Here is a 26,356-nt window from a genome sequence, read left to right on the forward strand (position 1 = left end):
GCGGTCGTTCTCCCTGTCGTTCGGGCGGGTGGGGAGTTGTCAGCGACCGGCTGTGACCTCCAGCCGGTAGGTGCGTCGGGCGGTGCCGCGGAACACGTCCTTGTGCGCGGCGACGGGCAGCACAGCGGTGGTACGGCGGACCGTCTCGGCACGGCTGGATCGCAGCGTGCAGACGGGCCAGTCGGAGCCGAACATCAGCCGGTCGCTGCCGAACTGGTCCAGCGCGAAGTCGAGGAGTTCCGCCAGCTCGCCGGCGGGCAGGTGCGCGGTGACACCTGAGACCTTCACGGTCACGGAGGGGACGTCGGCCAGCGCCTTCATCCCGGTCACCCAGGTGTCGTCCGCGGTGGTGGGGTTGCCGAGGTGGTCGAGCACGAGGCGCGCGCCCGGTACGAGGGCAGCCAGCCGCGCCGCCCCGGTCAGAGCGGCGGGCCGCAGCAGCAGGTCGACAGCGAGGCCCGCGTCGGCGGCGGCGCGCACACCTCGCACGTACGCGGGGGCCGTGACCGCCTCGGGATCGTGCTGATCCGCCGGAGGACACCGGATCCCGACCAGCCGGGCACCGCGATCTTCGGCGTAGCTCAAGGCTTTGGCGAGCTTCTTCTCGACGTCGTCGGCGAGCAGGTCGACCCAGCCGACCACACCCAGTACGGCGTCGTCGGCGGCGGCCTGGTCGAGCAGGTCGAAGACCTCGCCAGGATCGGCATCCGCCTGGACCAGCACGATCTCCGGCACGTCGCCCTCGGCAGCCACCCGGAAGTCCGCAAGCGAGATGTCCCGCCGCAAAGCATGCCCAACCGGCAACCACGGCAACTCCCGACGCGAGGTATCCCAAACATGCACATGCGCGTCGACCGTTGGCTCAGTCATGGCGGGTCGCTGGTCTGGTGATGGAGCTCTCGCCACGCGCGTGGGCCGAGAAGAGGCGGGCCGCGTCCTCCGGATCGGTGCTGGCCAGCACGTCGACCAGATCCATGTGCCGGCGCGCCATCAGCCCCCAGTCACCCGCGTACATCGCGTTGGAGACGACCTGCAAACTCCAGAGCGCGGGTTCGAGCGTGCGCCAGACCTTGAGCAGCATCGAGTTGCCGCTGGTCGCCAGCACCTGCCGGTGGAACCGCAGATCGGCCTCGCGGAACGCACCGATGTCGTGATGCTGAGCCGCCTCGATCATCCGCCGGACCTCGACCCGGAGCAGGTCGAGCTCCAGCTCCGGAACATGCCCGGTCGCCCGCCGCGCGGCCGCGGCCTCCAGCAGGACCCGGACCTCGCGCGCCTCCCGGGCCTCGACCTGCGAGATCTCGGTGACGAAGTTGCCCAGCCGCGGCCGGTACGTCACCAGCCCCTCGTGCGCGAGCCGCCGGACCGCCTCCCGCGCGGGGGTCTGGCTGGTCCCGAGGACCCGGGCGATCTCGGACTCGACCACGCGCATCCCCGGCGCCAGCTCGCCGGACAGTATCCAGCCGCGGATCGCCTCGTACACCCGGTCGGACAGCAGCTCGGTCTCACTCGCGGGCGGCGGAGCGGGTTGCACGGAACGCAGCGCGATCCCGCTCCCGGCCCGCTGGTGGCGCAGTTCCTCCCGGCGCCGGCGCACCACGGTCGACTGCGACACCCCGTACGCCGCGGCCACCTCGCGCGTCGACAGCCGGCGGTCGGCGAGTACCTCGGCGGCCCAGGCCAGGTCTTCGGGATCCGCACCGTTCGTGGACGGTTGCGCACCGGTGGTCGCCGACCGGCCGACCGGTTGGAACCCCGTGCCTCCACCCTGTCCGGTATCGGCCATCGATCCGGCCGTCACGGCGCCCAGCCGGACCCGGTCCACCATCCGCGGCCGGCCGCTGCGCATCCCGTCGTCGAGGCCGGCCATCCCCATCCGCAGGAACCGCCGCCGCCACTTGCCGACGGTGCCCGCCGTGACCTCCAGCGCGTCCGCCACGTCCTTGTTCGAGCGGCCCTCGGCGCAGGCGAGCACGATCCGGCTGCGCAGCCGCATCGCCGGGGTGGTGGCGGACCCGGCGGCGAGGTGGGAGAGCGCGGCGCGCTCGGCCGCCGACAGCGTCAGCGGCGACTTGGGGCGTCCAGCATCGGGCATGGCTGCATAGTGGTCCCCCGAGTGGCGATCTGTCGAGGGGCAATGGTACGGACTTATGACTCAAAACATCGAGTTTGCCGTCTATAGATTGACACTTGAGCGTGGCCCCCTGCATTGTCCATCGCTAGTGAGGCCTGGCTCGCCCCGGAGTCAGGGCGATCGGTAGGAGGACAGATGTCTCGTTCAGTGCGCCGTAGTCTCGGCGTCGTTCTCGGAGCCGCGATCCTGGTGGGCGCGGCGTCGTGCGGGGGTGGAGGTTTCGAGGGCGAAGGCTCTTCCGGTGGCAGCACCGGCACCGTCCGGATGCTCGTCAACATCACGCCCAACCTGACCAAGGGCTACTGGGAGGAGCTGGTCAAGCCCTTCGAGGACGCCAACCCCGGTGTCGACGTCAAGATCGAGGCGCCGACCGGGCAGGGCGTCAAGGACACCCTCCCGCAGCTGCTCGCGGCCGGCAACGCCCCGGACGTGGTCGAGACGCTGATGGCGGACAAGACGCTCGCGCCGCAGATGCTCGAACTGACCGACCAGGCGTGGACCAAGGACACCCCGCTGGCCGAGCAGGCCGCGCTGGACGGCAAGGTCTACACGGTCGGTGTCGGGCAGCAGGCGCAGTCCCTGGTGTTCTACAACAAGGACGCGTTCGCCAAGGCGGGCATCACCGCGCCGCCGAAGACGCTGGACGAAATGACCGCGGCGATGGCCAAGCTGAAGGCCGCGGGCTACCTGCCGCTGCAGACCGCCGGCGACTACGTGACCGGGTTGCAGCTGCTGCAGCTGAGCGACCCGTCGATCGCCTCGGCGCACCCCGACTGGTACCAGAAGGTCGCCGGCAAGGAGCTGACCGTCGGCAAGACGATGCAGCCGCTGCTGGAGCGCTACCAGTCCTGGATCAAGAACGGGTACGTCGACAAGAACGCGCTCGGCCTGGACGACGTGAACGCGCAGACGAACTTCCTGTCCGGCAAGTCCGCGATGTACATCATGGGCAGCTGGTTCGTCCGGACCGCCGAGGAGGCGAAGCCGAAGTTCGACCTGAGCGTGTTCCCCGCGCCGACCGAGACCGGCCAGCCGAGCCCGGGTCCGCAGGGCGTCACGATGGCGGCGCCGTACATGGTGCTGAAGTCGACCCAGCAGCGCGACCTGTCGCTGAAGCTGGTGCAGTACCTGGTCACCGACCAGAAGGCCGTGCAGAGCCAGCTGGCCCAGGACGGCAACTTCCGCAAGGGCTTCACCGAGGGGCTGACCCCGCTCGGCCAGGAGGTCCAGGCGATCCTCGACCAGGCGCCGAAGCACGTCGCCCAGGGTGAGGGGTACGGCGCGACGACGCTGCCGCAGGGCTTCAACGGCGAGTGGAACAAGGCCGTCCAGAGTCTCTACACCGGCAAGAGCGCGCAGGACGTGGCGACCCGGATCGACAGCTGGATGGGGTCCAAGTCATGAGTGCGACCGCAGCGGCCACTCGCCTGCGGGACCGGTTGACCACCGCGAGCATGGTCGGTCCCGCGCTGCTGCTCTTCGTCGTCATGCTCGTGGTGCCGGTCTGCCTGTCGGTCTATCTCAGCCTGACCGACTGGAACGGCTACAGCGCGAACCCGGCCCTGGTCGGACTACGGAACTACTTCGACCTGGCCCGCAGCGAAGAGGCGATTCGCGCGGGCTGGGTGACCCTGGTGATCGCCGGGGTCGGCACGATCCTGCTCAGCGTGCTCGGCCTCGGGTTCGCCCTGCTGGTGAACGGCGCGTCCCGGCTGAACTCGATCTTCCGGGTGGTGCTCTTCTACCCGCACGTGCTCAGTGCCCTGGTCGTCGGGTTCCTGTGGAGCGCGGTGCTCGGCACGTCGGGCGTGGTCAACGGCTTCCTGACCACGCGCGGCGCCGAGGTGCTGCCGTTCCTGTCCAACCCGACCTGGGCGCTGGCCACCCTGATCGGCGTCCTGGTCTGGGCCGGGTTCGGCGTCAACGTCGTGCTCTACCTGGCCGGGTTGCAGACGATCTCGAAGGACCTGCTGGAGGCGGCCCGGATCGACGGCGCCTCGCCGCGGCAGACCTTCCTCAACGTGACCCTGCCGGCCCTGGCGCCGGTGGTCACGGTGAACCTGGTGCTCTCCCTGGTCAGCCTGCTGAAGACGTACGACCTGGTCGTGTCGCTGACCGGGGGAGGCCCGGCCGGGTCGACCCAGACCGCGGCGTACCTGATCCTGTGGGACTCGTTCCACAACAACGCGCTCGGCTTCGGCTCGGCCCAGTCCGTGGTACTGATGCTGGTCACCGGTGGCCTCGCCCTCACCGTCGCGCGGCTGCGGTCCCGGGCCGACCAGGGGGTGAAGGGATGAGCGCCATCCGCCTCGCCCGGGTCCGGACGAACGTCGCCAAGCCGGCGCCGGTCAAGGTCCGCGGACTCGGCCGGATCGTCTTCCTGACCGTGACCAGCATCCTGATGCTGGTGCCGATGTACCTGCTGGTGGTGAGCGCGTTCAAGTCCCAGCAGGACATCCTGGCGCACCCGTTCTCGCTGTCGCCGGACCTGCTCACCACCGAGTACCTGCAGAAGGCCTGGACGAACCCTGACTTCAACATCGTCAAGGGGTACGCGGTCACCGCGCTGTTCGTGGTGTCGGTGAACCTGCTGTCGGTCGCGCTGGCCGGCCCGGTGTCGTACGTGATCGCGCGGCGCACCGAGAAGCGGTTCCGGGTGCTGCTGTTGCTGTTCGTGGCCGGGACGTTCATCCCCAGCCAGGTGCTGGTGATTCCGGTCGTCTACACGCTGAAGTACCTCGGCCTGATGGGCACGATCCCCGGGTTCGTGCTGTTCGAGACCACGCTGACGCTGCCGTTCTCGATCTTCCTGTACGCCGGGTACATCATGACGATCCCGGCCAGCCTGGACGAGGCCGCCTCGGTCGACGGCGCCGGCAAGCACCGGGTCTTCTGGTCGATCGTGTTCCCGCTGATGAAACCGGCCGTGGTCACGATGGTCATCCTGAACACCTTCTCGGTGTGGAACGACTTCGTGAACCCGCAGATCATCCTCGGCCCGGGCAGCGGTCTCTACACCGTGACCACCGGCGTCTACGCGGCGGTCAGCCAGTACTCGACCGACTACACGGTCGTCTTCCCGACGCTGCTGCTCGCGGTGGCGCCCCTGCTGGTGGTCTTCGTCCTCCTGCAGCGGCACGTGATCAGCGGGCTGACCGCGGGGGCGACGAAGGGATGACGACGATGATCGGCACCGCCGGAGTCGCAGCACCGCCCCGGGTCGTCGCGGCGACCCCGGTGGGCAGCCCGCCCGCGTGGGCGATCATGCAGCGCCGCCTGTTCGACGTGATGGACGAGGGCTGGTGGCTGTTCCGGGAACGCTACTGCCTGCCCGACGGCAGCCTCCGGTACGCGGGGGAGGTGCCCAGCCGGGACGGCGCCGACGACTTCTACGAGGCGTTCGTCAACTGGCCCGTGCTGTACCAGCTCGGTGGCGCCGACGACCTGCTGGACGTGTCCAAGTGGCACTGGGAAGGCGTCACCCGCCAGCTCACCGACCTGGGCTTCCTGGTCGACGAGTTCGAGCGCGGGTACGACTGGTTCCACCTCGGCGAGTCGATGATCTTCTTCTACTCGCTGTGCGCCGCCGACCCGGCCGACGAGGTGTTCCGCGAACGCGCGTACCGGTTCGCGGAGCTGTACCTGCCGGGATCGCCGACGGCCAACTACGACCCGGTGCACCGGATCATCCGCGCCCCGCACAACGGTGCCGGCGGTCCGCGCTGGGGGATCAACGACGAGTGGCGCTCGTTCGGCGCGAACCTGGCCAGCATGAAGCCGTTCGGGCTGCCGCTGGCCGGTGTCCCCGGGATCGACACCTGGTCCGACCTGGAGGATCCGGCCAAGGCGGACCTGATGGGCGCGGAGATGACGCGCCGCCTCGGGGCCGGCGACGCGGCGGTGAACCTCGCCGCCACCACGCTCGCGGCCAACGCCTGGCTGTACGACCACAACGACCGGTTCGCCGCGTGGACGCTGGAGTACCTGGACGCGTGGCAGGAGCGGGCCCGCGCGAACGGCGGCATCATCCCGGACAACGTCGGGCCGAACGGCGTCGTCGGTGAGCTGCACGACGGTCGCTGGCACGGCGGGAACTACGGCTGGGCCTGGCCGCACGGTGTCTACAGCGTCGGCTCGGCCGCCTGTGTCGCCGCGGTCAACGGCGTCCTGCTGACCGGTGACGCGAGCCGCCTCGACCTCGCCCGCGACCTGCTGGACCACCTGTACGAGCGCGGCATCACCGGCACGGTCGACGCGACCGAGATGAGCATCCGGGACCGCTGGCAGGCCGAGCTCGGTGACGACACCGCGACGCCGACCCTGCTGATCCCGAACCGGTACCGCGAGGAGGGCTGGTTCGACTACCAGCCGCCGCAGCTGGGTCTGCCGATGTGGCTGTACCAGGTGGCGTTCCAGTCGTCGGACGGCGACCGGCTCCGGCAGTTGCGGGAGCGCAGCGGCTACGACTGGCGGACCGTCCACGACTTCCGCAACAAGGAGGACGCCGGGCACGAGGCGCCGTGGCTCGCGTTCCTGGCCGGCGACAACCCCGGGTACCCGGAGGCGATGCTCGGCGTCGCGCTCTCCCAGGTGCAGCGCCGGATGGACCTGATGGAGGCGGACCGCACCGACCCCGCCGACATGCACGTCCACCACTGGCAGCGGCACAACCCGGTCGGTACCGAGGCGCTGCTGCAGCTGACCACGGGGACGCCGCAGCTGCTGTACAACGGTGGCCTGCTGCCGTTCCGGGTGCTGTACCTCGATCCCGAGCGCAACCGTCCCGGCCTGCCCGCGGATGTGGCCGCCCTGGTCGACAAGGTCGAACCGGAGCTCACCGGACTGCAACTGGTGAACCTGTCGGCCACCCAGACCCGGCGCGTCGTCGTCCAGGCCGGCGGCTTCGGCACCGAGCGGATCGACACGGCCACGGTGACCACGGCGAGCGGTACCTACCCGGGCCCGGCCCCGGCGTACACCGCGCCCGTCCTGGCCGCCGGCACCGAGACGATCGTTGTTGACGGCAACCGCCTCGAGGTGGTCCTGCCGCCGGGCCGGACCATCCGGCTGGAGCTGCGGCTGACCCCGAACGCCTACCGGGCCGCGCACGTCGCGCTGGCCTCGGACTGACCTTCTTCCCCTTCACCGAACCACCACGAGCACGAGGAGACATATCTTGAGCAGCGGGATCGAACAAGCACCGGCGATGCCGGTCTGGGATCTTCCGGTCCGCGGCGACAACCCGCCGTCCCCGGACCCGGATCTGGTGTCGCGGTTGTCCGAGATCGGGTCGGCCACCGCCTGCGCCCGGTTGCACGGACAGGGCATCCGCCGGACCTTCGTCGACGGACCGACCAGCATGTCCCCCGGCAGCAAGATCGTCGGCCGGGCCCTCACGCTGCAGTTCATGCCGCAGCGCGAGGACATCGCGGACGGTCAGTCGCAGGAGTACATCGAACGCAGTACGGCGCTGTGGGCCGTGCTCGACGAGGTACAGCCCGGGGACGTCCTGGTGGTCCAGGCCTACGGCAGCCACACCACCGGCTGCTTCGGCGACATGCTGGTCCGCTACTTCAAGCTCCGGGGCGGTGCCGGCATCGTGGTGGACGGCCGGATCCGCGACGTTCCCCGGGTCTCCGAGCTGGACGTCCCGATCTGGTCGACCGGCGCCACCCCCCACTACGCGTCCCAGTCCGAACTGTTCCCGTGGGCGTACAACGTCCCGGTGGCGGTCGGCGGTGTCCTCACCCTGCCCGGTGACCTCGTGGTCGCGGACGACGACGGCGCCGTCGTCGTGCCCCGGCGGCGGGCCGAATCGGTGGTGCAGGCCGCGGCCGAGCACGACGCGTGGGAGAAGTTCAGCCGGCGCCGGATCGACGAGGGCGCCCCGCTGCGCGACTACTACCCCCTGAACGAACGGACCCGGCTCGAGTACGAGGCCTGGCGTGACCAGCAGAACGGCAACCACGCCACCGAGTGAGGCCGGACCCATCCCCCGAGAGGACCCCCGCCCATGATCAAGCAGTGGAAACGACGCCGGACGGCGGTGAGTACCGGTGTCGGGGTGGTTGCCCTGGCCCTGGTGACCGCCGCCGCCGTCAACTTCGGCGCCCAGCCCGCCGGCGCCGCGAAGTGTGAGAACTTCTGGGTCGCCCCGTCCGGCGACGACGCCGGCAAGGGCACCGAGAGCGACCCGTGGCGTACCGTCACCCGGGCCCGCGACCAGATCCGCGAGAAGAAGCTCAACGACGTGGCCAAGATGGGCTGCGACATCACCGTGAACCTGAAGGCCGGTGAGTACCCGGTCGGCAGCACGATCCAGTTCGACCAGCGCGACTCCGGCGCGAACGGCCACCAGGTGGTGTACCGCAGCGCCGACGGCCCGGGCAAGGCGACGCTGTCCGGCGCCGAGGAGATCACCGGCTGGCAGGCGTACAAGGACGGCATCTACAAGGCCAAGATCGATCCGTCGAAGCCGTTCTACACGCTCTTCGAGGACGGCAAGCGGGCCACCAACGCGCGGTACCCGAACCGCGGCACGGACGACACCTGGTCGCCGTACCTGACGTCCATCCTCTACGAAGAGGACAAGATGGACGTGCACAACTGGCTCTGGGGCAAGCCTGGTGACTGGGACCCGAGCTGGGACATGAGCCAGGCGTCGGTGACGATCTGGTCCGGTGGTTCGTGGAGCTGGTTCACCGACACGATCCCGCTGCTCGACACCAACTTCAAGAAGACCCAGACCACGCTGAAGTACTGGACCCGGTACGCGATGGTGAACAGCCGCGGCGGGTCGCGGTACTTCTTCCAGAACTCGCTGAGCTTCCTCGACCAGCCGGGCGAGTACTACCTGGACTACAAGGCCGGCGAGGTCTACTACAAACCGCGCGGCGGATCGATGGACGGCGTCAAGGTGCTCCGGCCGACGGTGAAGACCGTGCTCGACCTGGCCGGCGCGTCGGCGGACGACCGGCTGCACGACGTCGCCTTCGACGGTCTCGGCGTGCAGTACTCCGACTTCGTCAGCTGGTACCGCAACGGCTGGGTGGCCGGCGGCGACTCGGGCGATGAGCACAAGTACCCCGAGTACGACCGGCAGATCGAGATGCCGCGGAACCGGTTCGGCGCGATCCGGCTGACCAACACCCGCAACATCGACCTGACCAAGCTGCACCTGTCCGACACCGGGTTCACCGGGATCTACCTGCTGTTCGCCAACGACCACGTGAACATCTCCGACAGCCTGCTGGAGAACATCGGGGCCGACGGCATCAAGGTCGAGGGCGGCTGGCCGGGTGAGGGCGACCTGAACAACCACCACACGATCAAGAACAACTACATCTCGCACATCGGCGAGCTGGTGCCGGGCGACTCGGCCGGGATCGAGCTGATGGACACCGGCAACAACACGATCGAGAACATCGTGGTCCGGCACAGCGCCCGGTACGGGATCAGCCTGGAGTCGCGGCCGGAGGTGAAGGACGGCGACCAGTACACCGACGGCAACAGCTTCAAGTACATCCGGCTGGAGGAGACCGGCCTGGACAGCGGTGACATGGGCTCCTTCTACAGCTACGGCGTCGGCAACCAGGATCCGCACCCGATCAAGAACACCGTCGACCAGATGGTGATCGGCGACGTGATCCCGGACCCGTCGATGCCGGACGCCGGCGGCACCCGTGGTGTGCACATGGACGCGGGTGGCTGTGGCTACGCGTTCAGCAACGTCCAGGTCGGCAACGTGACCGACCAGAAGTACCAGTCGTACCAGTGCAACCAGGTGACGAACGCCGACTGGGAGACGGGCTTCGACGCGAGCAAGATGGAGTACGACAAGATCGGCGTCCTGCCGAGCTTCCCGTACGACGTCCCGAAGAACTGAGTCAACCCCTGGAAGGGCGCGGCCGCACCGGTCGCGCCCTTTCCCCGGACCCACGGGCAAAGGTTTACCCACAGGCGAGGTGAAAGGAGGCCGGCGGACCGCACGAAAGCAGTACTTATTTCCACGTACCGCCCCGAGTGGAAGGAAGCCACAGATGTCCCGCCAACGCAGCAGTACCAGAGCCCGTCTCGGTGCCAGGTCCGGCCTGGTCCTCGGCGCCGCCGTCGGGCTCGTCCTGCCCGCCCTCGTCCTCGGCAGCGGAGCGGCGCTCGGCGTCGCACCCCGCACCGCCGGCCAGGCCGATCAGGCGTCGGAGGCCGCCGGCTGCCCGTCGTTCTGGGTGTCCCCGGACGGCGACGACGCGGCGAACGGCACGCAGTCCAGGCCCTGGCGCACCGTGGAGCATGCCCGCGACACGATCCGCGCCCGCAACCTCAACCAGCGGCAGACCTGTGACCTGGTCGTCAACCTCAAGGCCGGCACGTACAAGGTGGACAAGACGATCGCGTTCGACGACCGCGACTCGGGGTCGAACGGGCACCAGGTGGTGTACCGGAGCGCGGACGGACCCGGCAAGGCGGTGTTCGAGTCCGCCGAGGAGGTCACCGGCTGGCAGCCGTACAAGGACGGGATCTTCCGTGCCCCCGTGGACGTGTCCCAGCCGTTCCACACGCTGTACGTCGACGGCAAGCGCGCCACCACCGCGCGGTACCCGAACCGCCGGTCAGACGAGGAGTGGGCGCCGTACCTGCGCTCGATCCTGTTCGACCCGACCAAGGAAGCGGTCCGGGACCAGCTCGGCTTCAACGCCGGGGACATCGACCCGTCCTGGGACCTGCGGCTCGGGTCGTCGTGGCCGGCGCAGGTCGTGGTCTGGTCGGGCGGTTCGTGGTCGTGGTTCACCGACACGATCCCGATGCTCGACATCAACTACACCAAGCGGCGGACGACGCTGGTGTACCCGGCGCGCTACGGGTTCATCAACTCCGGCGGCGGCTCCCGGTACTTCGTGCAGAACTCGCTCAGCCTGCTGGACCAGGCCGGGGAGTACTACCTCGACTGGGCGGCGAAGCAGCTGTACTACAAGCCGGCCGGCGGCACGATGGCAGGCGTCAAGGTGCAGCGGCCGACCCAGACCCAGGTGTTCTCGCTGGCCGGCGCCTCGGCGTCCCGGCGGGTGGAGAACATCTCCCTGGACGGGCTGGCGATCCGCAACACCGACTTCGTGGAGTGGTACCGGTACGGCTGGAACGGCACCGGTGACTCCGGTGTCAAGCACAAGTACCCCAGGTACGACACCCAGATCGAGCTGCCCCGGAACCGGTTCGGCGCGATCACGCTGACCAACACCCGGGGCGTGCGGCTCGAGAACCTGCACATCTCGCAGACCGGGTTCACCGCGATCCAGCTGCTCTTCGCGAACGAGAAGACGACCGTGTCCGGCAGCCTGCTCGAGCACCTCGGCAACGACGGCATCAAGGTCGAGGGTGGCTATCCCGGCGAGGGTGACCTGGCCCACGACAACACCTTCACCAACAACTACATCCACCACATCGGCGAGCTGGTCCCCGGCGACTCGGCCGGCGTCGAGCTCATGAACACCGGCCGCAACGAGGTCAGCCACACCGTCGTCGAACACGGCGCCCGGTACGGCATCAGCATCGAGTCGCGGCCCGAGATCCCGAACGCCGACAACTACACCGGCGCCAACACGGTGCACCACGTCCGGCTGTCCCACCTGGCGAAGGACAGCGGCGACACGGGACCGTTCTACGCGTACGGCGTCCGCAACGAACCGCCGTACACCCCGGACGCGAAGGTGTCCCAGCTGATCGTCGACGACGCGAACGCCGACCCGTCGATGCCGGACGCCAAGCCGTACGGCGTGCACATGGACTTCGGCGGCTGCGGGTTCGCGTTCTCCGACGTCAAGGTGACCAACACCGAGAGCGATCCGTACCACGGCCCGTCCGCGGGTCCCTGCGACACCTTCGAGAACGTCAGCTGGGAGGACGGGTTCGACGACTCCCGGATGGAGTACGACCGGATCGGCGTGCTGCCGTCCTTCCCCTACGAGAAGCCCTGAGGTTGATGGATATTCACCGTTTCCAGGGACAGGTCGCCCTGATCACCGGAGCCGCCTCCGGGATCGGGGCGGCCTCGGCCCGCCGGATCGCCGCCGAGGGCGGCACCGTGATCGTCTGCGACCGTGACGGCGCGGCCGCCGAGGCGCTGGGCCAGGAGCTCGGCGGCCGCGGCTACCCCCTCGACGTCACCGACCTCGCCCGGACCGAGGAGGTGGTCGAGGCGGTGACGGCCGAGTTCGGCGGCGTGCACGTCCTGGTCAGCGCGGCCGGCGTGGACGTCTGCGACACCGTGCCGAACACGACACCGGACGAGTGGCGGACGATCCTCGACGTCGACCTGACCGGGGTCTACCACTCCTGCCGCGCGGTCCTGCCCGGCTTCCTCGCGCGCGGCAGTGGCGCGATCGTGACGATCTCGTCCGCGATCGGCACCGTCGGCGAGCGGAACCGGTCCGCGTACTGCGCGGCCAAGGCCGGCGTGGAGAACCTGACCCGGGCGATGGCGCTGGACCACGGCCGGGCCGGCGTCCGGGCGAACTGCGTGGCGCCCGGGCTGATCGACACCCCGTTGATCCGCAACGGCAAGGTCGGCGGCGAGGACGACCCCGGCGCGATGGCGGCGATGGTGGACCGGCACCACGCCCTCGGCCGGATCGGGCGGCCCGAGGAGGTCGCCGCGGCGATCGCCTTCCTGGCCAGTGACGACGCCTCTTTCATCACCGGTGCGGTGCTTCCCGTGGACGCGGGCTGGACCGCCCAATGACGACACAGTAAGGAACTTGGACGGTATGGGAATCCTGGACGGCTACCGGGTGCTGGACCTCTCGGTGGCGATGGCCGGCCCGCTGGCCGCGATGCGCCTCGGCGATCTCGGCGCGGACGTGGTCAAGGTCGAACCGACCTCGGGCGAGTGGCAGCGGCACACCGCGGCCGGGGGAGCGACCGGGACCGAGGTGAACGCCTCGTTCCTCTCGCTCAACCGGAACAAACGCAGCCTCGCGGTGAACCTGAAGAGCGACGACGGCCGCGAGCTGCTGTACGAGCTGGTCCGGACCGCGGACGTGTTCCTGCAGAACTACCGTCCCGGCGTCGCGGCCCGGCTCGGCGTCGACTACGAGACGCTGCGCGCGATCAAGCCGGACCTCGTCTACGTGTCCGTCTCCGGGTACGGCGAAACCGGGCCGTACGCGGAGTGGCCGGGGCAGGACCTGCTCGTCCAGGCGATGAGCGGCGCGTTGTTCAGCGCCGGCCGTCCAGGTGAACCACCCGTCGCCGCGCCGTACTTCCTCGCCGACGCGGTCACCGCGTACAGCGCGTTCGAGGGCGTCCTCGCGGCGCTGCTGCACCGCGAACGGACGGGCGAGGGTCAGCTCGTCCAGGTGAACATGCTCGACGCGGTGATCGCCCTGCAGATGCAGGAGTTGTCGGTCCACACCGTCGGCGGGATCCCGCAGACCAGGTCCGAGGAGGTGCACGCGCACAGCTACATCCGGGCGCCGTACGGGATCTTCACGACGCGCGACGGGTACCTCTCACTCGCGTTCGCCGATCTGTCCGTGCTCGCCGAGGTGCTGGACGCGCCGGAGCTGGCCGGGCTGGACGCCGAGCGGGACGGGTTCGTCCGCCGCGACGAGATCGCGGGCGCGGTGTCCACCGCGTTGCGCCGGGAGCCCACGGAGTACTGGCTGACGAAGCTGCGCGAACGCGGTGTCTGGTGCGGGCCGGTGTACGACTACGCGGCTGTCCAGGTGGATCCGCAGGTGCGGCACAACGGGTCGTTCGTGACCTACGACCACCCGACCGAAGGGACCGTGACGACACCCGGGTTCCCCTACACCTTCGGCCGGACACCACCCGAGGTCCGACGGCCGGCGCCGCTCACCGGTGAGCACACGGACGAGTTGCTGACCGAGCTGGGTCTGTCGGACGAGCGCCGAGGCGAGCTGGCGAGTCAGGGCGTGGTGCACGCGCGGCCGAGCGACGCGGTGGTGCACGCTCGGCCTGGCGATGCCGTGGTGCCGTCGTGACGGTGGAGCTTCGCGGGTTGACCTGGGACCACCCGCGCGGGTACCGGCCGCTGGAGGCGTTCGAGGCTGCGGGCGGTGCCGACGGTGTGCGGGTGCGTTGGGATCGGCAGCCGTTGTCCGGGTTCGAGTCCGAGCCGCTGGACCGGCTGGCCGAGAAGTACGACCTGCTCGTGATCGACCATCCGGGCCTGGGCGCGGCGATCGCGGCCGAGGCGGTCCTCGCGGTGGACGACGTGTTCGGGGCCGAGGACCTGGACGTCTGGCGATCGCGGGCGATGCCGCCGACGTGGGCGAGCTACCGGATCGACGACCGCAACTGGGCGTTGCCGCTGGACGCCGCCACCCAGACCTGCCTGGTCCGGCCGGACCTGCTGACCGGGCCGCCGCCGGCGACCTGGACCGACGTGCTCGGGCTCTCCGGGATCGTGCTGTGCGTGGCCGGACCACACGCGGGGCTCAGCCTGCTCGGGATGGCCGGTGATCGCACGCACACCACGTTGCTCGATCGCGGACGAGCGGTGACCGCGATCGAGGTCCTGCGGGACGTCTGGCGGCGCAGCGACCGGTCCGCCGCCGCCTTGGACCCGATCGCGATCCACGAGCTGCTTGCCGCCAGCAACGACCTGACCTGCTGCCCGCTGGTCTACAGCTACGCGTACTACGGCACCGCCGCCGACGATCGGCGCGCGCTCGGCTGGGCCGCGGCACCGCGGTTGCTGGCGACCGACGGACCCGGGCTCGGCACCCTCGGCGGGACCGGACTCGCGGTGACCCACCGTGCGTACGACCGGGTCCTCGCGGTCACCAAGTACGCCCGTGGCCTGCTCGACACCCGCACCCAGCTGGACGTGGTCTCGCCCGTCGGTGGGCAGTCGGCATCCGCGGCCGTGTGGGAGTCGGATGCCGTGGACAACGCGTGGAACGGGCACTACTCGGCGACGCGGGACACGCTCGCGGCGTCGTACATCCGGCCACGGTTCGACGGCTGGATCGCGTTCCAGGACGAGCTGTCCGAGCGCGTGCGGGAGCTGCTCGGCAACGACGACGACGCCGGTCTCGCCGTGGACCGGATCGAAGCGGACTATCGCGCCCGGGGACCGGCCGCGTCGAAGGTGGGATGAACCGATGGACGACGGCCAGGTGGTTTTCGAGCAGGACGGGTACGTCGGCCGGCTGACGCTGGACCGGCCGGCCAAGCTGAACGCGGCGACCCGGACGATGAGTGAGCAGTTGCTCGACCTGATCCCGCGGATCGACGCGGACCCGGAGATCCGCGCGGTCGTCCTGACCGGCGCGGGGGAGCGGGCCTTCTCGGTCGGCAGCGACATCTCCGAGCTGGACCGGTACGACGGACCCTGGCACTTCCGGAACAGGCTCGACTACTGCGACGCGCTCCGCGGACTGCGGACCCCGGTGATCGCGGCGGTGAACGGGTACGCGTTCGGCGGCGGGCTCGAGCTCGCGTTGTCGTGCGACATCCGGCTCGCCTCCGAGCGGGCGACGTTCGCCGCCGCCGAGATCAAGCTGGGCTGGATCGGCGGCGGCGGGGTGACCGCGTTGCTGGCGGCCAGCTTGTCCGCGAGCGACGTGGCGACGCTGCTGCTCACCGGCGACCCGATCGACGCCGCCGAGGCGTTGCGGATCGGCCTGGTCAGCCGGGTACTGCCCGCCGGCGAGTTGTTGCCGGCGGCCACCGAGCTCGCGCACCGGATCGCGGCCCGGCCACCGATCGCCGCCCAGCACGCCAAGGCGAACCTGCGCGCCGCCCTCTCGATGGGCCTCGAGCCGGCCATCCAGTACGAGCGGGAGCTGCAGGCCGTCGCGATGGGGACCCGGGACGCGAACGAGGGCCGGTCGGCCTTCGCGGAGAAACGACCCGGCACGTTCGAAGGACGGTGACCCGTGCCCACCGAGATCGCCCCCGGCATCCACCGACTCGCGACCGATTACCCCCACGTGTGCGGCCTGCCGTTGTGGCTGCATGTCCTCGACGCAGGCGACGAGCTGATCCTGCTCGACGCCGGGATCGCCTCCACCCCGGAGGCGGCGACCGGACCGGAACTGAAGAAGCTCGGTCTCGACCTGGCGGACCTGACCCTGGTCGTCAACAGTCACGCGCATCCCGACCACATGGGCGGCAACGCGATCCTCAAGGACCGCAGCGGCGCCCGGCTGGCCGCACCGGCGACGGAGGCGGGCTGGCTGGAGGACAACGACGCGCTGGTGTCCGAGCTGTGGGGTTCGGACCCGGCGGCGATGGACCTCGACGACGCGGAGCGGGCCGAGCTGTACGAGATGCTCGGCGACCGCGTCCGCATCGACGTCCTGCTGCGCGACGGGGACCATCTACCGGCGGCTGACCGGCCGGTGCGGGTGATCACGACGAGCGGCCACAGCCCGGGCCACATCGCCGTCCTGGACGAACGGACCCGGACGCTGTTCTCGTTCGACGACGTCCAGGGCCGCGGCCAGCCGTACCTCGACGGCAAGGTCTGGCTGGCGCCGTTGTACACCGATGTGGGGCGGTACACCAGTGGCCTGCGACGCCTGCTGGAGCTGGACTTCGACGCGCTCGTCCCGTCCCACGGCGACCTGCTCGACGCGGATCAGGGCCGGCGCAAGATCGAGCAGAGCCTGGAGTGGGTGGACGACGTGCACAAGTTCACCACCGGCCGGCTGCGGACCAAGGGCTCGTTGACGGTGCGCGACCTGGCCGGCGCGATCGGGACCGAGCTCGGCGACTTCGGCGGGATCTGCCTGCAGACCGTCCGGATGGCGCGCGCCCACCTCGAGCTGCTGGCCCGCCAGGGTGGTGCCGAGCCGCGCTGGCACCACCCTGGCTGAGATCGATCAGGAGCAGCGCAACGTGTCGAGATCCGCGGCGTTGCCCATCGCCTCGCTGCCGGCGTTGTTCGGGTGCAGCCCGTCGCCCGGGTCGTACTCGGCCTTCAGGCGGGTCGGGTCGGCCGGGTCCCTGGTCGCCGCGTCGAAGTCGACCACGCCGTCGAGCTCGGGACTGGTCCGGATGAACTCGTTGAGCTGCTGCCGGATCGCCTCCTTCTCCGGCGTGTAGACGAACGAGGCGCCCATCGGCGTCAGCGTGCCGCCGACGATGCACCGGCCGCTCGCGTGCACGCGAGTGATCAGCTGCCGGTAGCCGTCGATCAGCTCGTCCGCGGTCGCGCCGGCGTAGATGTCGTTGATGCCTTCCAGCACCAGCACCGTCCGGACACCGGGCTTGGTCAGCACGTCCTTGTCCAAGCGGGACAGGGCGTTCGCCCCGGCGCTGCCGGCCTTGGCGACGCCGTTCAGGATCCGGTTGCCGGAGATGCCCTCGTTGGAGATCGCGAGCCGCCGGTGCTCGGGGAGCTCGGCGTACCGGTTGGCCAGGATGTCCGGCCACCGGCGGTTCTCGTCGATCGTGGTCGCCACCGACGAGGTGATCGAGTCGCCGAGGGTGGCGACGGTCTGGACCTGCTGCGGCGCGGTCACGATCGCCGCGTTCAGGAAGAACCAGGCCGACGACTCGGTCTGGTACGCGGTCGCCGTCTCGTCCGCGGCGTGGTCACCCGAAGTCGACTTGTAGCTGTGCTGCATGGCCCGGTTGTGCGCGGTGATGATGCCGCTCTGGCCGACCACGTGCGCGCTCACGGTCAGGCTCTCCTTGGCGCCGATCCGGCCCGGCAGCGGATCGCTGACGGCCATCGCGCCCGGGGGGATCCGGACCGTGGTCCTGCCGCTGAAGGTCAGCTGCCGGCTCGAACCGGGGACGACGGCCGCGCCGGCCTGCTGCTTGCCGACGTAGACAGAGTCGAAGACCAGCGGCTGGTCGCCGTTCGCGTTGGACAACCGGATCCGCAGGTCGTCGCCGCCGACACTGGTCCGCAGGATGTTCCGCACGGTCACGTCGTTGAGGGTGCCGCCGGCGATGTCGTCGCTCGCACCCCAGGTGGTCACCTGGTGGGTGCCGCGATCGCCCGCGGACTCGGGCGTTCCCACCGCGGCCGGCGCGGCGACGTACCCCGCCGCCGCCGTCGCCGTCACCAGGATGCTCGCGCCGATCCGGCGCAGGGAGGAAGTTGTCATGGTGACAAGTCAAGAGTGAATAGATATCACCGCAACGGCTCACCCCGGCCGCTGCGACGAACGGCTGGTTTACCGAGCCGAGCGGTTGTCCGTGCGGATCGACAGGATGTCGCCGCCCAAGCCTGGCTGTCCTGGGCGTCGACACCCTGCCGTCCACCTGACTGCGGGCACTACCTCCTGTCCAACTGCGCGGGCCGGGGGAACTGGTCGCCGTCCAGGGGATCGCCGGCGGTGAGGCCGAGCGGATCGGTCACCACGTGCGGCCCGCCGGAGAAGAGGGTGTCCTCGTCCATGTAGATGTTCACGTGCGCGAACCGGGCCTTGTCGGTGGTGTTCGGCAAGGCCATGTGACCGGTGAAGCCGCTGTGGAAGGTGCAGTCGCCGGCTCGCAGCGGGACGGTGACCCGCTCGGACCAGCGCAGCTCCGGGGCACGGCCGAACAGGTCCTCCTCGTCGCTGAGGTCCTGCGGCTGCAGGTCCGTCCGGGTCTGGGTGCCGGGCAGGAATGTCATGCAGCCACGCTCCGGCGGAACGTCGACGAGCGCGATCCAGGCGGACAACGGCAACCGGTCGTTCGCGTGCGGCCAGTACGGGCGGTCCTGGTGGAAGTGGGTGGCCGCGTTGCTGCGCGGTTCCTTGACGAGCATCTGGTCGTGCCAGATCCGCAGTCCGAAACCGGCCAGCTGCTCGGCGACCCTGGCGGTCCCGGGATGCAGGGTGAGCTCGCGCAGGATCGGGTCGTGTTCCCAGACGTTGACGAGCTGGCTGAAGATCCGGTCCCGCTGGAGCCGGTCGGCGCGGTGCTCCTCGAGGTAGCCGGCCGCGCGGTCGACGTACCGGCTGACCTCGTCGGCGGTCAGGACGCCGCGGACTCGGACGAAACCGTCCTGCCGGTACGCCGCGACGAGGTCCTCGGGGACCCGGCCGTCGGCGTCGAGGTCCGAGGTGGGGAGCGCGGTGGAGAGCTGGGTTGCGGTGTTCATGAGGTCGGTCTCTCCCGTGGGGGTGATCGGCTGGTTCTTCCAGACTGGGCGATCCGGGCCGGTGGGAGCCAGGGCGATCCGGGCCGATGATCGTACGATTCGGACATGCCCACGACGCTGCACGAGTCCCGGCTGTTCCACGGTGGTCCGGTGTGGGGCGGGGTGCACCGGCTGAGCGTGGACGTCGAGCCGCACGCGCACGACTTCCTGGAGATCGCGGTGGTCGGGCCGGGGCGCGGCGTGCATCGGACGAGCCAGGGGGAGCAGGCGGTACGACGGGGGCAGGTGCTCGTGCTGAGGCCGGGGGCGTGGCACGCGTTCGGGCGCTGCCGCGATCTCGTGGTGGCGAACTGCTGTGTCTCCGCCCAGGCGCTGCGTTCCGAGCTCGCCGGTCTCCAGCAGGTCCCGATCCTTCGGGAGTTGTTGTGGACCACACCGGTTGCCGGTGGACCGCACGGGGTGGCGATGACGCAGGTCGAACCGGCAGCCGCCGACGAGGCGATCGACGAGATCGGACGCCTCGTCCAAGACCTGGACCGGGCCGCGCGAGACGCCGATGAGGGCCGAGGCCCGCGTGCGGCTGAGGGCCTTCGTGGGGTTGGGACGGGGCGGGCGGTGGGGCGGTTGGTGACGGTGTTGGGAGTGCTGGCGGACGGGCGGGTCGATCGGGACGCCGGACCTGAACGGGTGGTGCATCCGGCGGTGGCCGCGACGGTGGCGCGGTTCGAGGCCGCGCCGGCGGAGGGATGGCGGCTCGACGAAGTGGCCGAGGCGGTGAGCCTCGACCCGGCGTACCTCAGCCGGCTCTTCCGGCGCGACACCGGGCTGAGCCCGCTCGGGTACCTCGCGCGGCTGCGGGCCGAGCGGGCCGCGACGTTGCTGGTCGAGTCCGACTTACCGGCCGCGCGGGTAGGCGCGGCGGTCGGCTGGGACGACCCGACCTACTTCGCCCGCCGGTTCCGCGACCTGGTCGGGCTCACACCCAGCGATTACCGCTCACGCACCCGCCGCTGACCGCGCGCCCTCTACCTCGCCCGCACGGTTTCGTCGCTCTGGATGGGGGCTACTTGTCGCGTTCGCCGCCGGGAACCCAGAGGACGTCGCCGCCGGAGGAGAGGTTGGCGACCCGGCCGAGGATGAAGAGCAGGTCGGAGAGGCGGTTCAGGTAGGTGACGGCGAGCAGGTTGACGGTCGGGCCGTGGGCCTCGATGGCGGCCCAGCCGGCGCGCTCGGCGCGGCGGGTCACGGTGCGGGCCACGTTCAGATAGGCGGCGCCGGGGGTGCCGCCGGGGAGGATGAAGGAGCGGAGCTTGGTGAGGCGGTTGTTGTAGTCGTCGCACCAGCCTTCGAGCCGGTCGATGTAGTCCTGGGTGATCCGCAGCGGCGGATACTCCGGGTCGGGGCTGATCGGGTTGCACAGGTCCGCACCGACGTCGAACAGGTCGTTCTGGATCCGGGTCAGCAGCACCGCGATCGAGCTGTTCAGGTGCCCGGCGGCGATCGCGACCCCGATCGCCGAGTTCGCCTCGTCGACCTCGCCGTACGCGGCCAGCCGCGGATCGGTCTTGGTGGTCTTGCTCATGTCGCCCAGGCGGGTCTCGCCGGCGTCACCGGTCCGGGTGTAGATCCGCGTCAAGTTCACAGCCATGGCTGGCACTCTACGCAGAGTCGCAGGCCGCCAGCCGATACAGTCAGCGGGTGGAACGGTTTCGGATCGCAGGTGAGGCACGGCTCGAGGGCTCCGTGGAGGTGGCGGGCGCGAAGAACAGTGTGCTCAAGCTGATGGCGGCGGCACTGCTGGCGGAGGGGACGACGACGCTGCGGCAGGTGCCGGGCATTCTCGACGTCACGTTCATGGCCCAGTTGCTGGACACGCTCGGCTGTTCGGTGAAGGTCGACGGCGACACCGGGACGGCGACGATCGCGGTGCCGGCCGAGATCGGTCACCAGTGCGACTACGAGCTCGTCCGCAAGCTGCGCGCGTCGATCTCGGTCCTCGGACCGCTGCTGGCCCGGTGCGGTCAGGCCGAGGTGGCGTTGCCCGGCGGTGACAACATCGGTTCCCGCGGGCTGAACATGCACGTGGCCGGCCTGGAGGCGATGGGCGCGAAGGTCCACATCGAGCACGGGTTCGTGATCGCCGAGGCGCCGCAGGGACTGCAGGGCGCCGAGGTCTGGCTGGACTTCCCGAGCGTCGGCGCCACCGAGACGATCATGATGGCCGCCGTCCTGGCCCGCGGCACGACGGTGATCGAGAACGCCGCCCGCGAGCCGGAGATCCAGGACATCGCCGAGCTGCTGATCGAGATGGGCGCCCGGATCGAGGGCGCCGGCTCGCCGCGGATCGAGGTCACCGGCGTACAGGGCCTGCTCAACCCGGTCGACCACCTGGTCGTGCCGGACCGGATCGTGAGCGGCAGCTGGGCGTTCGCGGCCGCGATCACCAAGGGCGATGTCACGGTCACGAATGGTCGAGCCGAGCACCTCGAGTTGCCGCTGGACAAGCTGCACAAGGCCGGCGCGGACATCTCCGTCCCCGCTGCCGGCGGCTTCCGTGTCCGGATGCCGGACCGGCCGAAGTCGGTCGACGTGGTCACGCTGCCGTATCCGGGCTTTCCGACCGACCTGCAGGCGTTCTGCATCGCCATGAACGCGGTCAGCGACGGGGCGGCGATGGTGACCGAGAACCTCTTCGAGGGCCGGTTCACGTTCGCCCAGGAGCTCACCCGGCTCGGGGCACAGGTCCAGACCGACGGCCACCACGCGGTGATCCGCGGCGTCCCGCGGCTGTCAGGCGCCCCGGTGGTCGCCAGCGACATCCGCGCCGGTGCCGCTCTGGTGGTGGCGGGGCTGGCCGCGGAGGGCGAGACGATCGTCGCCGCCGCTCACCACGTCCACCGCGGTTACACCGACTTCGCCGGCAACCTCCGCCGCCTCGGCGCCGACGTCGTCGTCGAGCCCGACGACGCCGACCCGTACTGGAACTGACCCGCGGCTGAAAGCAATCTGTAAGCGAGGCTGCCTAGCGTCGTTCGTGTCCCCAAAGCCATGAGCAGAAAGGACACGACGATGAGGACGAAACGCTGGACCATGGGAGCGCTTGCGGCAGCCGGAGCGCTGGCGGCAACGGTGCTGACCACGCCGCAGGCGCAGGCGACCGAGCCGGCGAACTGTGTGACCGGTGATGACACCTGGGGAGTGATCCGGGGCATCGGCTCGGGCCAGATGGCCTGTTTCGAGGGCGCCGGTGAGTACGGCTTCACCGGTGGGTACCCGGACGTCTTCCAGATCAACACGGGCAAGTGGTCGGGCTACATCATCTACCACATCCCCGGTGGCAAGGACGTGATGCGGGACTTCAAGGCGCAGCAGACGCTCCACTTCGACCCGAAGGTGACGCTGTACACCCTGCACATCAACTGACTGCCGGGTAGCTGTTCGGTCGGGTTAGGGTCGGGCTCATGACTGAGCGCGTGATCAAGCCTGTCGGCCGTGGCTTCCTGTTCCTGGACTCGCATCCGGCCGGGTGTGAGCGGTTGGTGGCCGAGTTGGCCGAGCAGGTCGAGGTCCGCAGCCCGGAGCGGACGCCGGTGGCGCTCGTCGTCGGTGCCAGCTCCGGGTACGGGCTGGCCGCGACGATCGCGGGCCTGGCGCGGTACGGCGTGGACGGGGTCGGGGTGTCGTTCGAGAAGGCGCCGACGGCTCGTCGGACCGCGACGGCCGGCTGGTACCGGACGGCGGCGACCGCGGAGCTGGCGGACAAGCTCGGCCGGTCGTTCCGCTTCGTCAACGCGGACGCGTTCGCCGACACCACCAAGTCCGACGTGCTGGACCTGGTCGAGGCGGAGTACGGAGGCGTGGACTACCTCATCTACAGCGTCGCCGCACCGCGCCGGGTGGACCCGCGCACCGACACGACGTACCAGTCCGCGCTCCGGTCGATCGGCGCGCCGCACCGGACCAAGAGCATCGCGTTCGAGGGCACGGAGCCAGTGCTGCAGGAGGTGGAGATCGAGGCCGCCACCGACGACGAGATCGCGCAGACGGTCCAGGTGATGGGCGGCGAGGACTGGATCCGCTGGGTCGACGCGCTCGCCGACCGCAAGCTGCTCCGGGACGACTTCACCACGGTCGCGCTGACGTACATCGGCTCCGAGCTGACCGGCCCGATCTACCGGCAGGGCTCGATCGGCGCGGCCAAGGCCCACCTGGAACAGACCGCGCACGAGCTGTCCCAGCGCGACGGCGTCCGCGCCCTGACCTCGGTGAACGGGGCCGCGGTGACGCAGGCGAGCTCGGCGATCCCGGGCATCGGGTTGTACGTGAGCCTGCTGCACAAGGTCCTCGGCGACCGGATGCAGTCCCCGATGCAGCAGTCGATCGCGTTGTGGGACCAGCTGACCGGTGAGACCACGCCCGATCTGGACGAGGACGGCCGGCTGCGGCTGGACCGCTGGGAGCTCGACCCGGCCGTCCAGGACGCGGTTCGTGAGCAGTGGGAGGCGGTGACCCAGGAGAACATCGCGACCGTGGCGGACGCGGCCTGGTTCTTCGCCGAGGTCCGCCGTCTCTACGGCTTCGACGTGGCCGGCGTCGACTACGAGGCCCCGGCCGAGGTCGACGTGGACTGGCCGGCGAAGGCCTGACCCCTACAGCGGTTTGAAGGACACCACTTCGAGGACCAGGTCGCCGGCCTCGTCGGAGGCGGCCAGGTCGACGGTCGCGCTGATCCGCCAGTCGTGGTTGCCTTCGGGGTCGTCGATGATCTGCTGGACCTCCCAGTACCCCGGGTGCTCCTCGACCAGGAAGAGCGCCGGTCCCCGCGCGGCCGGGCCGGTACCGACCTGGTCGTGCTCGGCGTAGTACGCCGTGCCCGCCTCGGCCCAGCGGCCGGCGTCCCAGCCCGCATCGCCGTCGAGCTGACCCAGCTCGGCCCAACGGTGCAGGGCGACCAGCTCGACCCGGCGGAACAGCGCGTTCCGGACCAGGACGCGGAAAGCCCTGCTGTTCAAGGTGATCCGGCGCGGACCGGCCGGTTCCGGGGCGACTGCCGCCTGCTCGGGCGCGGGATTGGTCAGCTCCTCCCACTCGTCGAGCAGGCTGGAGTCGGTCTGCCGGACGACCTCGCCGAGCCACTCGATCAGGTCGGTCAGCTCCTCGGACTGCTTGTGCGGCGGCACCGTCTGCTTCAGCGCCTTGTACGCGTCGCTGAGGTACCGCAGCACGATGCCCTCGGACCGCGCCAGCCCGTAGAACCCGATGAACTCGCCGAACGTCATCGCCCGCTCGAACAGGTCCCGGACCACCGACTTCGGCGACAGCCCGGTGTCCGCGATCCACGGGTGCGACTGCCGGTACATCTCGAAGGTTGCCGAGAGCAACTCCTCCAGCGGCTTCGGCCAGCTGACGTCCTCGAGCAGCTCCATCCGCTCGTCGTACTCGATGCCCTCGGCCTTCATCGCGTTCACCGCCTCGCCGCGGGCGTGGTGCTCCTGGGCCCACAGCACCGCGCGCGGATCCTCCAGCGTCGCCTCGATCACCGAGACCACGTCCAGCGCGTACTCCGGGCTCTCCGGGTCGAGCAGGTCGAGCGCGGCCAGCGCGAAGGTGGACAGCGGCTGGTTGAGGCTGAAGTCCTTCTGCAGGTCCACGGTGAGCCGCAAGAGCCGCCCGTACTCGTCCGGCTCGTCCAGGCGCTCGACCACCCCGGCGGTGAGCAGGGTGCGGTAGATCTGGATCGCGCGGCGGATCAGCCGGACCTGGTTCTTCGAGTCCTCGTGGTTGTCGCGCAGGAGTTGCCGCATGCTGGCGAACGCGTCGCCGTCGCGGGCGATGACGTTCAGCAGCATCGCGTGGCTGACCCGCATCCGGGACTGCAGCGCCTCCGGCTCGGCCGCGACCAGCCGGTCGAAGGTGTCCTCGCCCCAGGTGACGAATCCCTCCGGCGGCTTCTTCCGCTGGACCTTGCGCTGCTTCTTCGGGTCGTCGCCGGCCTTCGCCAGCGCCTTGACGTTCTCGACCACGTGGTCCGGTGCCTGGACCACCACGGTGCCGGAGGTGTCGTACCCGGCCCGGCCCGCGCGCCCGGCGATCTGGTGGAACTCGCGTGCCTTGAGGATGCGCTGGCGGCGGCCGTCGTACTTGCTCAGCGCGGTGAGCACCACGGTGCGGATCGGTACGTTGATGCCGACGCCGAGCGTGTCGGTCCCGCAGATGACCTTGAGCAGGCCGGCTTGGGCGAGCTGCTCGACCAGCCGCCGGTACTTCGGCAGCATGCCGGCGTGGTGGACGCCGATACCGTGTTTCACCAGCCGTTGCAGGGTCCGGCCGAAGCCCGCGCTGAACCGGAAGTTCCCGATCAGCTCGCTGATCCGGTCCTTCTCCTCGCGGCTGGAGACGTTGATGCTCATCAGCGCCTGGGCGCGTTCCAGCGCGGCCGCCTGGGTGAAGTGCACGACGTACACCGGGGCCTGGTGGGTGGTGAGCAACTCCTCCAGCGTCTCGTGCAACGCGGTGGTCACGTACTTGTAGATCAGCGGGACCGGGCGTTCGCCGGAGGCCACGATCGCGGTCGAGCGGCCGGTCCGCCGGTTCAGGTCGATCTTGAACCGCTCGACGTCGCCCAGCGTCGCCGACATCAGCACGAACTGCGCGTTCGGCAGCTCCAGCAGCGGGACCTGCCAGGCCCAGCCGCGGTCCGGCTCGGAGTAGAAGTGGAACTCGTCCATCACCACCTGGCCGACGTCGGCCGCGGCGCCTTCGCGGAGCGCGACGTTCGCCAGTACCTCGGCGGTGCAGCAGATAATCGGGGCCGTCGGGTTGACCGAGGCGTCGCCGGTGAGCATGCCGACCTTGTCCGCGCCGAACACGTCGCAGAGCGCGAAGAACTTCTCCGAGACCAGGGCCTTGATCGGCGCGGTGTAGTACGTCCGCCGGCCGGCCGCGAGCGCGGCGAAGTGGGACCCGGTGGCGACCAGGCTCTTGCCCGAGCCGGTCGGGGTGGACAGGATCACGTTGGACCCGGTCATCACCTCGATCAGCGCTTCCTCCTGCGCCGGGTACAGCGAGATGCCCTGCTCACCCACCCAGCTCGCGAAGGCGTCGTACAGCGCGTCGGGGTCGGTGGTCTCCGGCAATCTCTCGGTCAGCGTCAT

22 protein-coding genes are annotated in these 26,356 nt (G+C 70.0%); 16 read left to right on the top strand and 6 right to left on the bottom strand.

The genetic code is table 11. The features are described from left to right. Nucleotides 1-39 precede the first annotated feature (39 nt). A complete protein-coding gene (locus tag FB561_RS32920; protein ID WP_145813934.1) occupies nucleotides 40-870 on the bottom strand; it encodes an amidohydrolase family protein in 831 nt (276 codons plus the stop codon). Further along, complete coding sequence (locus FB561_RS32925; protein ID WP_145813935.1) at nucleotides 863-2,095, bottom strand: GntR family transcriptional regulator; 1,233 nt, start codon at nucleotides 2,093-2,095, stop codon at nucleotides 863-865. Before FB561_RS32925 ends, FB561_RS32920 begins: the two co-directional genes overlap by 8 nt. Before the next feature lie 174 nt (nucleotides 2,096-2,269). Between FB561_RS32925 and FB561_RS32930 the strand changes: the two genes are divergently transcribed. From FB561_RS32930 to FB561_RS32985, 12 genes are all read left to right on the top strand, one after another. Next, nucleotides 2,270-3,538, top strand: coding sequence for an ABC transporter substrate-binding protein (locus tag FB561_RS32930; protein WP_145813936.1), 1,269 nt, complete (start codon nucleotides 2,270-2,272; stop codon nucleotides 3,536-3,538). Continuing rightward, a complete protein-coding gene (locus FB561_RS32935) occupies nucleotides 3,535-4,431 on the top strand; it encodes a carbohydrate ABC transporter permease (protein ID WP_145813937.1) in 897 nt (298 codons plus the stop codon). Before FB561_RS32930 ends, FB561_RS32935 begins: the two co-directional genes overlap by 4 nt. Continuing rightward, a complete protein-coding gene (locus tag FB561_RS32940) occupies nucleotides 4,428-5,312 on the top strand; it encodes a carbohydrate ABC transporter permease (RefSeq protein WP_145813938.1) in 885 nt (294 codons plus the stop codon). The genes FB561_RS32935 and FB561_RS32940 overlap by 4 nt, the downstream gene beginning before the upstream one ends. Next, nucleotides 5,309-7,264: a DUF8034 domain-containing protein gene (locus FB561_RS32945; RefSeq protein ID WP_202880977.1), complete on the top strand. Its 1,956-nt coding sequence runs from the start codon at nucleotides 5,309-5,311 to the stop codon at nucleotides 7,262-7,264. The genes FB561_RS32940 and FB561_RS32945 overlap by 4 nt, the downstream gene beginning before the upstream one ends. A gap of 46 nt (nucleotides 7,265-7,310) precedes the next feature. Continuing rightward, nucleotides 7,311-8,114 carry an RraA family protein gene (locus tag FB561_RS32950; protein ID WP_202880978.1) on the top strand — a complete coding sequence of 268 codons (804 nt, stop codon included), beginning with the start codon at nucleotides 7,311-7,313 and terminating at the stop codon, nucleotides 8,112-8,114. 33 nt (nucleotides 8,115-8,147) lie between these two features. After that, nucleotides 8,148-10,019, top strand: a complete 1,872-nt coding sequence (locus FB561_RS32955) for a right-handed parallel beta-helix repeat-containing protein (protein WP_145813939.1) — start codon at nucleotides 8,148-8,150, stop codon at nucleotides 10,017-10,019. Nucleotides 10,020-10,173: 154 nt separating this feature from the next. Then, nucleotides 10,174-12,105, top strand: a complete 1,932-nt coding sequence (locus tag FB561_RS32960) for a right-handed parallel beta-helix repeat-containing protein (RefSeq protein WP_202880979.1) — start codon at nucleotides 10,174-10,176, stop codon at nucleotides 12,103-12,105. A 5-nt stretch (nucleotides 12,106-12,110) separates the two neighbouring features. Continuing rightward, the gene (locus FB561_RS32965; protein WP_145813940.1) at nucleotides 12,111-12,869 is read left to right on the top strand and encodes an SDR family NAD(P)-dependent oxidoreductase; all 759 of its coding nucleotides are present in this window, start codon (nucleotides 12,111-12,113) and stop codon (nucleotides 12,867-12,869) included. A gap of 25 nt (nucleotides 12,870-12,894) precedes the next feature. Next, nucleotides 12,895-14,133, top strand: coding sequence for a CaiB/BaiF CoA transferase family protein (locus FB561_RS32970; RefSeq protein WP_145813941.1), 1,239 nt, complete (start codon nucleotides 12,895-12,897; stop codon nucleotides 14,131-14,133). Further along, complete coding sequence (locus tag FB561_RS32975; protein ID WP_145813942.1) at nucleotides 14,130-15,254, top strand: carbohydrate ABC transporter substrate-binding protein; 1,125 nt, start codon at nucleotides 14,130-14,132, stop codon at nucleotides 15,252-15,254. Before FB561_RS32970 ends, FB561_RS32975 begins: the two co-directional genes overlap by 4 nt. 4 nt (nucleotides 15,255-15,258) lie before the next feature. Then, nucleotides 15,259-16,032, top strand: coding sequence for an enoyl-CoA hydratase/isomerase family protein (locus FB561_RS32980; RefSeq protein ID WP_145813943.1), 774 nt, complete (start codon nucleotides 15,259-15,261; stop codon nucleotides 16,030-16,032). A gap of 3 nt (nucleotides 16,033-16,035) precedes the next feature. Further along, entirely contained in the window at nucleotides 16,036-16,977 is a 942-nt protein-coding gene (locus tag FB561_RS32985) for an MBL fold metallo-hydrolase (protein ID WP_145813944.1), read from the top strand. A gap of 6 nt (nucleotides 16,978-16,983) precedes the next feature. On the opposite strand, the gene FB561_RS32990 is transcribed toward FB561_RS32985, so the two are convergent. Then, nucleotides 16,984-18,219: an SGNH/GDSL hydrolase family protein gene (locus tag FB561_RS32990; RefSeq protein WP_145813945.1), complete on the bottom strand. Its 1,236-nt coding sequence runs from the start codon at nucleotides 18,217-18,219 to the stop codon at nucleotides 16,984-16,986. Between the two features lie 170 nt (nucleotides 18,220-18,389). Further along, the gene (locus FB561_RS32995) at nucleotides 18,390-19,202 is read right to left on the bottom strand and encodes a phytanoyl-CoA dioxygenase family protein (protein ID WP_145813946.1); all 813 of its coding nucleotides are present in this window, start codon (nucleotides 19,200-19,202) and stop codon (nucleotides 18,390-18,392) included. Nucleotides 19,203-19,307: 105 nt separating this feature from the next. Between FB561_RS32995 and FB561_RS33000 the strand changes: the two genes are divergently transcribed. After that, the gene (locus FB561_RS33000; protein WP_145813947.1) at nucleotides 19,308-20,216 is read left to right on the top strand and encodes a helix-turn-helix domain-containing protein; all 909 of its coding nucleotides are present in this window, start codon (nucleotides 19,308-19,310) and stop codon (nucleotides 20,214-20,216) included. A gap of 49 nt (nucleotides 20,217-20,265) precedes the next feature. On the opposite strand, the gene FB561_RS33005 is transcribed toward FB561_RS33000, so the two are convergent. After that, on the bottom strand, nucleotides 20,266-20,850 hold the full coding sequence (locus FB561_RS33005) for a cob(I)yrinic acid a,c-diamide adenosyltransferase (protein ID WP_145813948.1): 585 nt from the start codon (nucleotides 20,848-20,850) through the stop codon (nucleotides 20,266-20,268). 50 nt (nucleotides 20,851-20,900) lie between these two features. Here FB561_RS33005 and murA point away from each other — a divergent pair, with 50 nt between their 5' ends. The 3 genes from murA to fabV all read left to right on the top strand — a co-directional run bounded on the left by murA (nucleotide 20,901) and on the right by fabV (nucleotide 23,848). Then, nucleotides 20,901-22,190: a UDP-N-acetylglucosamine 1-carboxyvinyltransferase gene (murA, locus tag FB561_RS33010; RefSeq protein WP_145813949.1), complete on the top strand. Its 1,290-nt coding sequence runs from the start codon at nucleotides 20,901-20,903 to the stop codon at nucleotides 22,188-22,190. An 81-nt stretch (nucleotides 22,191-22,271) separates the two neighbouring features. Further along, nucleotides 22,272-22,625, top strand: coding sequence for a hypothetical protein (locus FB561_RS33015; RefSeq protein ID WP_145813950.1), 354 nt, complete (start codon nucleotides 22,272-22,274; stop codon nucleotides 22,623-22,625). A gap of 38 nt (nucleotides 22,626-22,663) precedes the next feature. Then, the gene (fabV, locus tag FB561_RS33020; protein ID WP_145813951.1) at nucleotides 22,664-23,848 is read left to right on the top strand and encodes an enoyl-[acyl-carrier-protein] reductase FabV; all 1,185 of its coding nucleotides are present in this window, start codon (nucleotides 22,664-22,666) and stop codon (nucleotides 23,846-23,848) included. A 3-nt stretch (nucleotides 23,849-23,851) separates the two neighbouring features. On the opposite strand, the gene FB561_RS33025 is transcribed toward fabV, so the two are convergent. Continuing rightward, on the bottom strand, nucleotides 23,852-26,356 hold the full coding sequence (locus tag FB561_RS33025; RefSeq protein ID WP_145813952.1) for a DEAD/DEAH box helicase: 2,505 nt from the start codon (nucleotides 26,354-26,356) through the stop codon (nucleotides 23,852-23,854).

Origin of the sequence: Kribbella amoyensis (assembly GCF_007828865.1) — a bacterium.
Taxonomy (GTDB): domain Bacteria; phylum Actinomycetota; class Actinomycetes; order Propionibacteriales; family Kribbellaceae; genus Kribbella; species Kribbella amoyensis.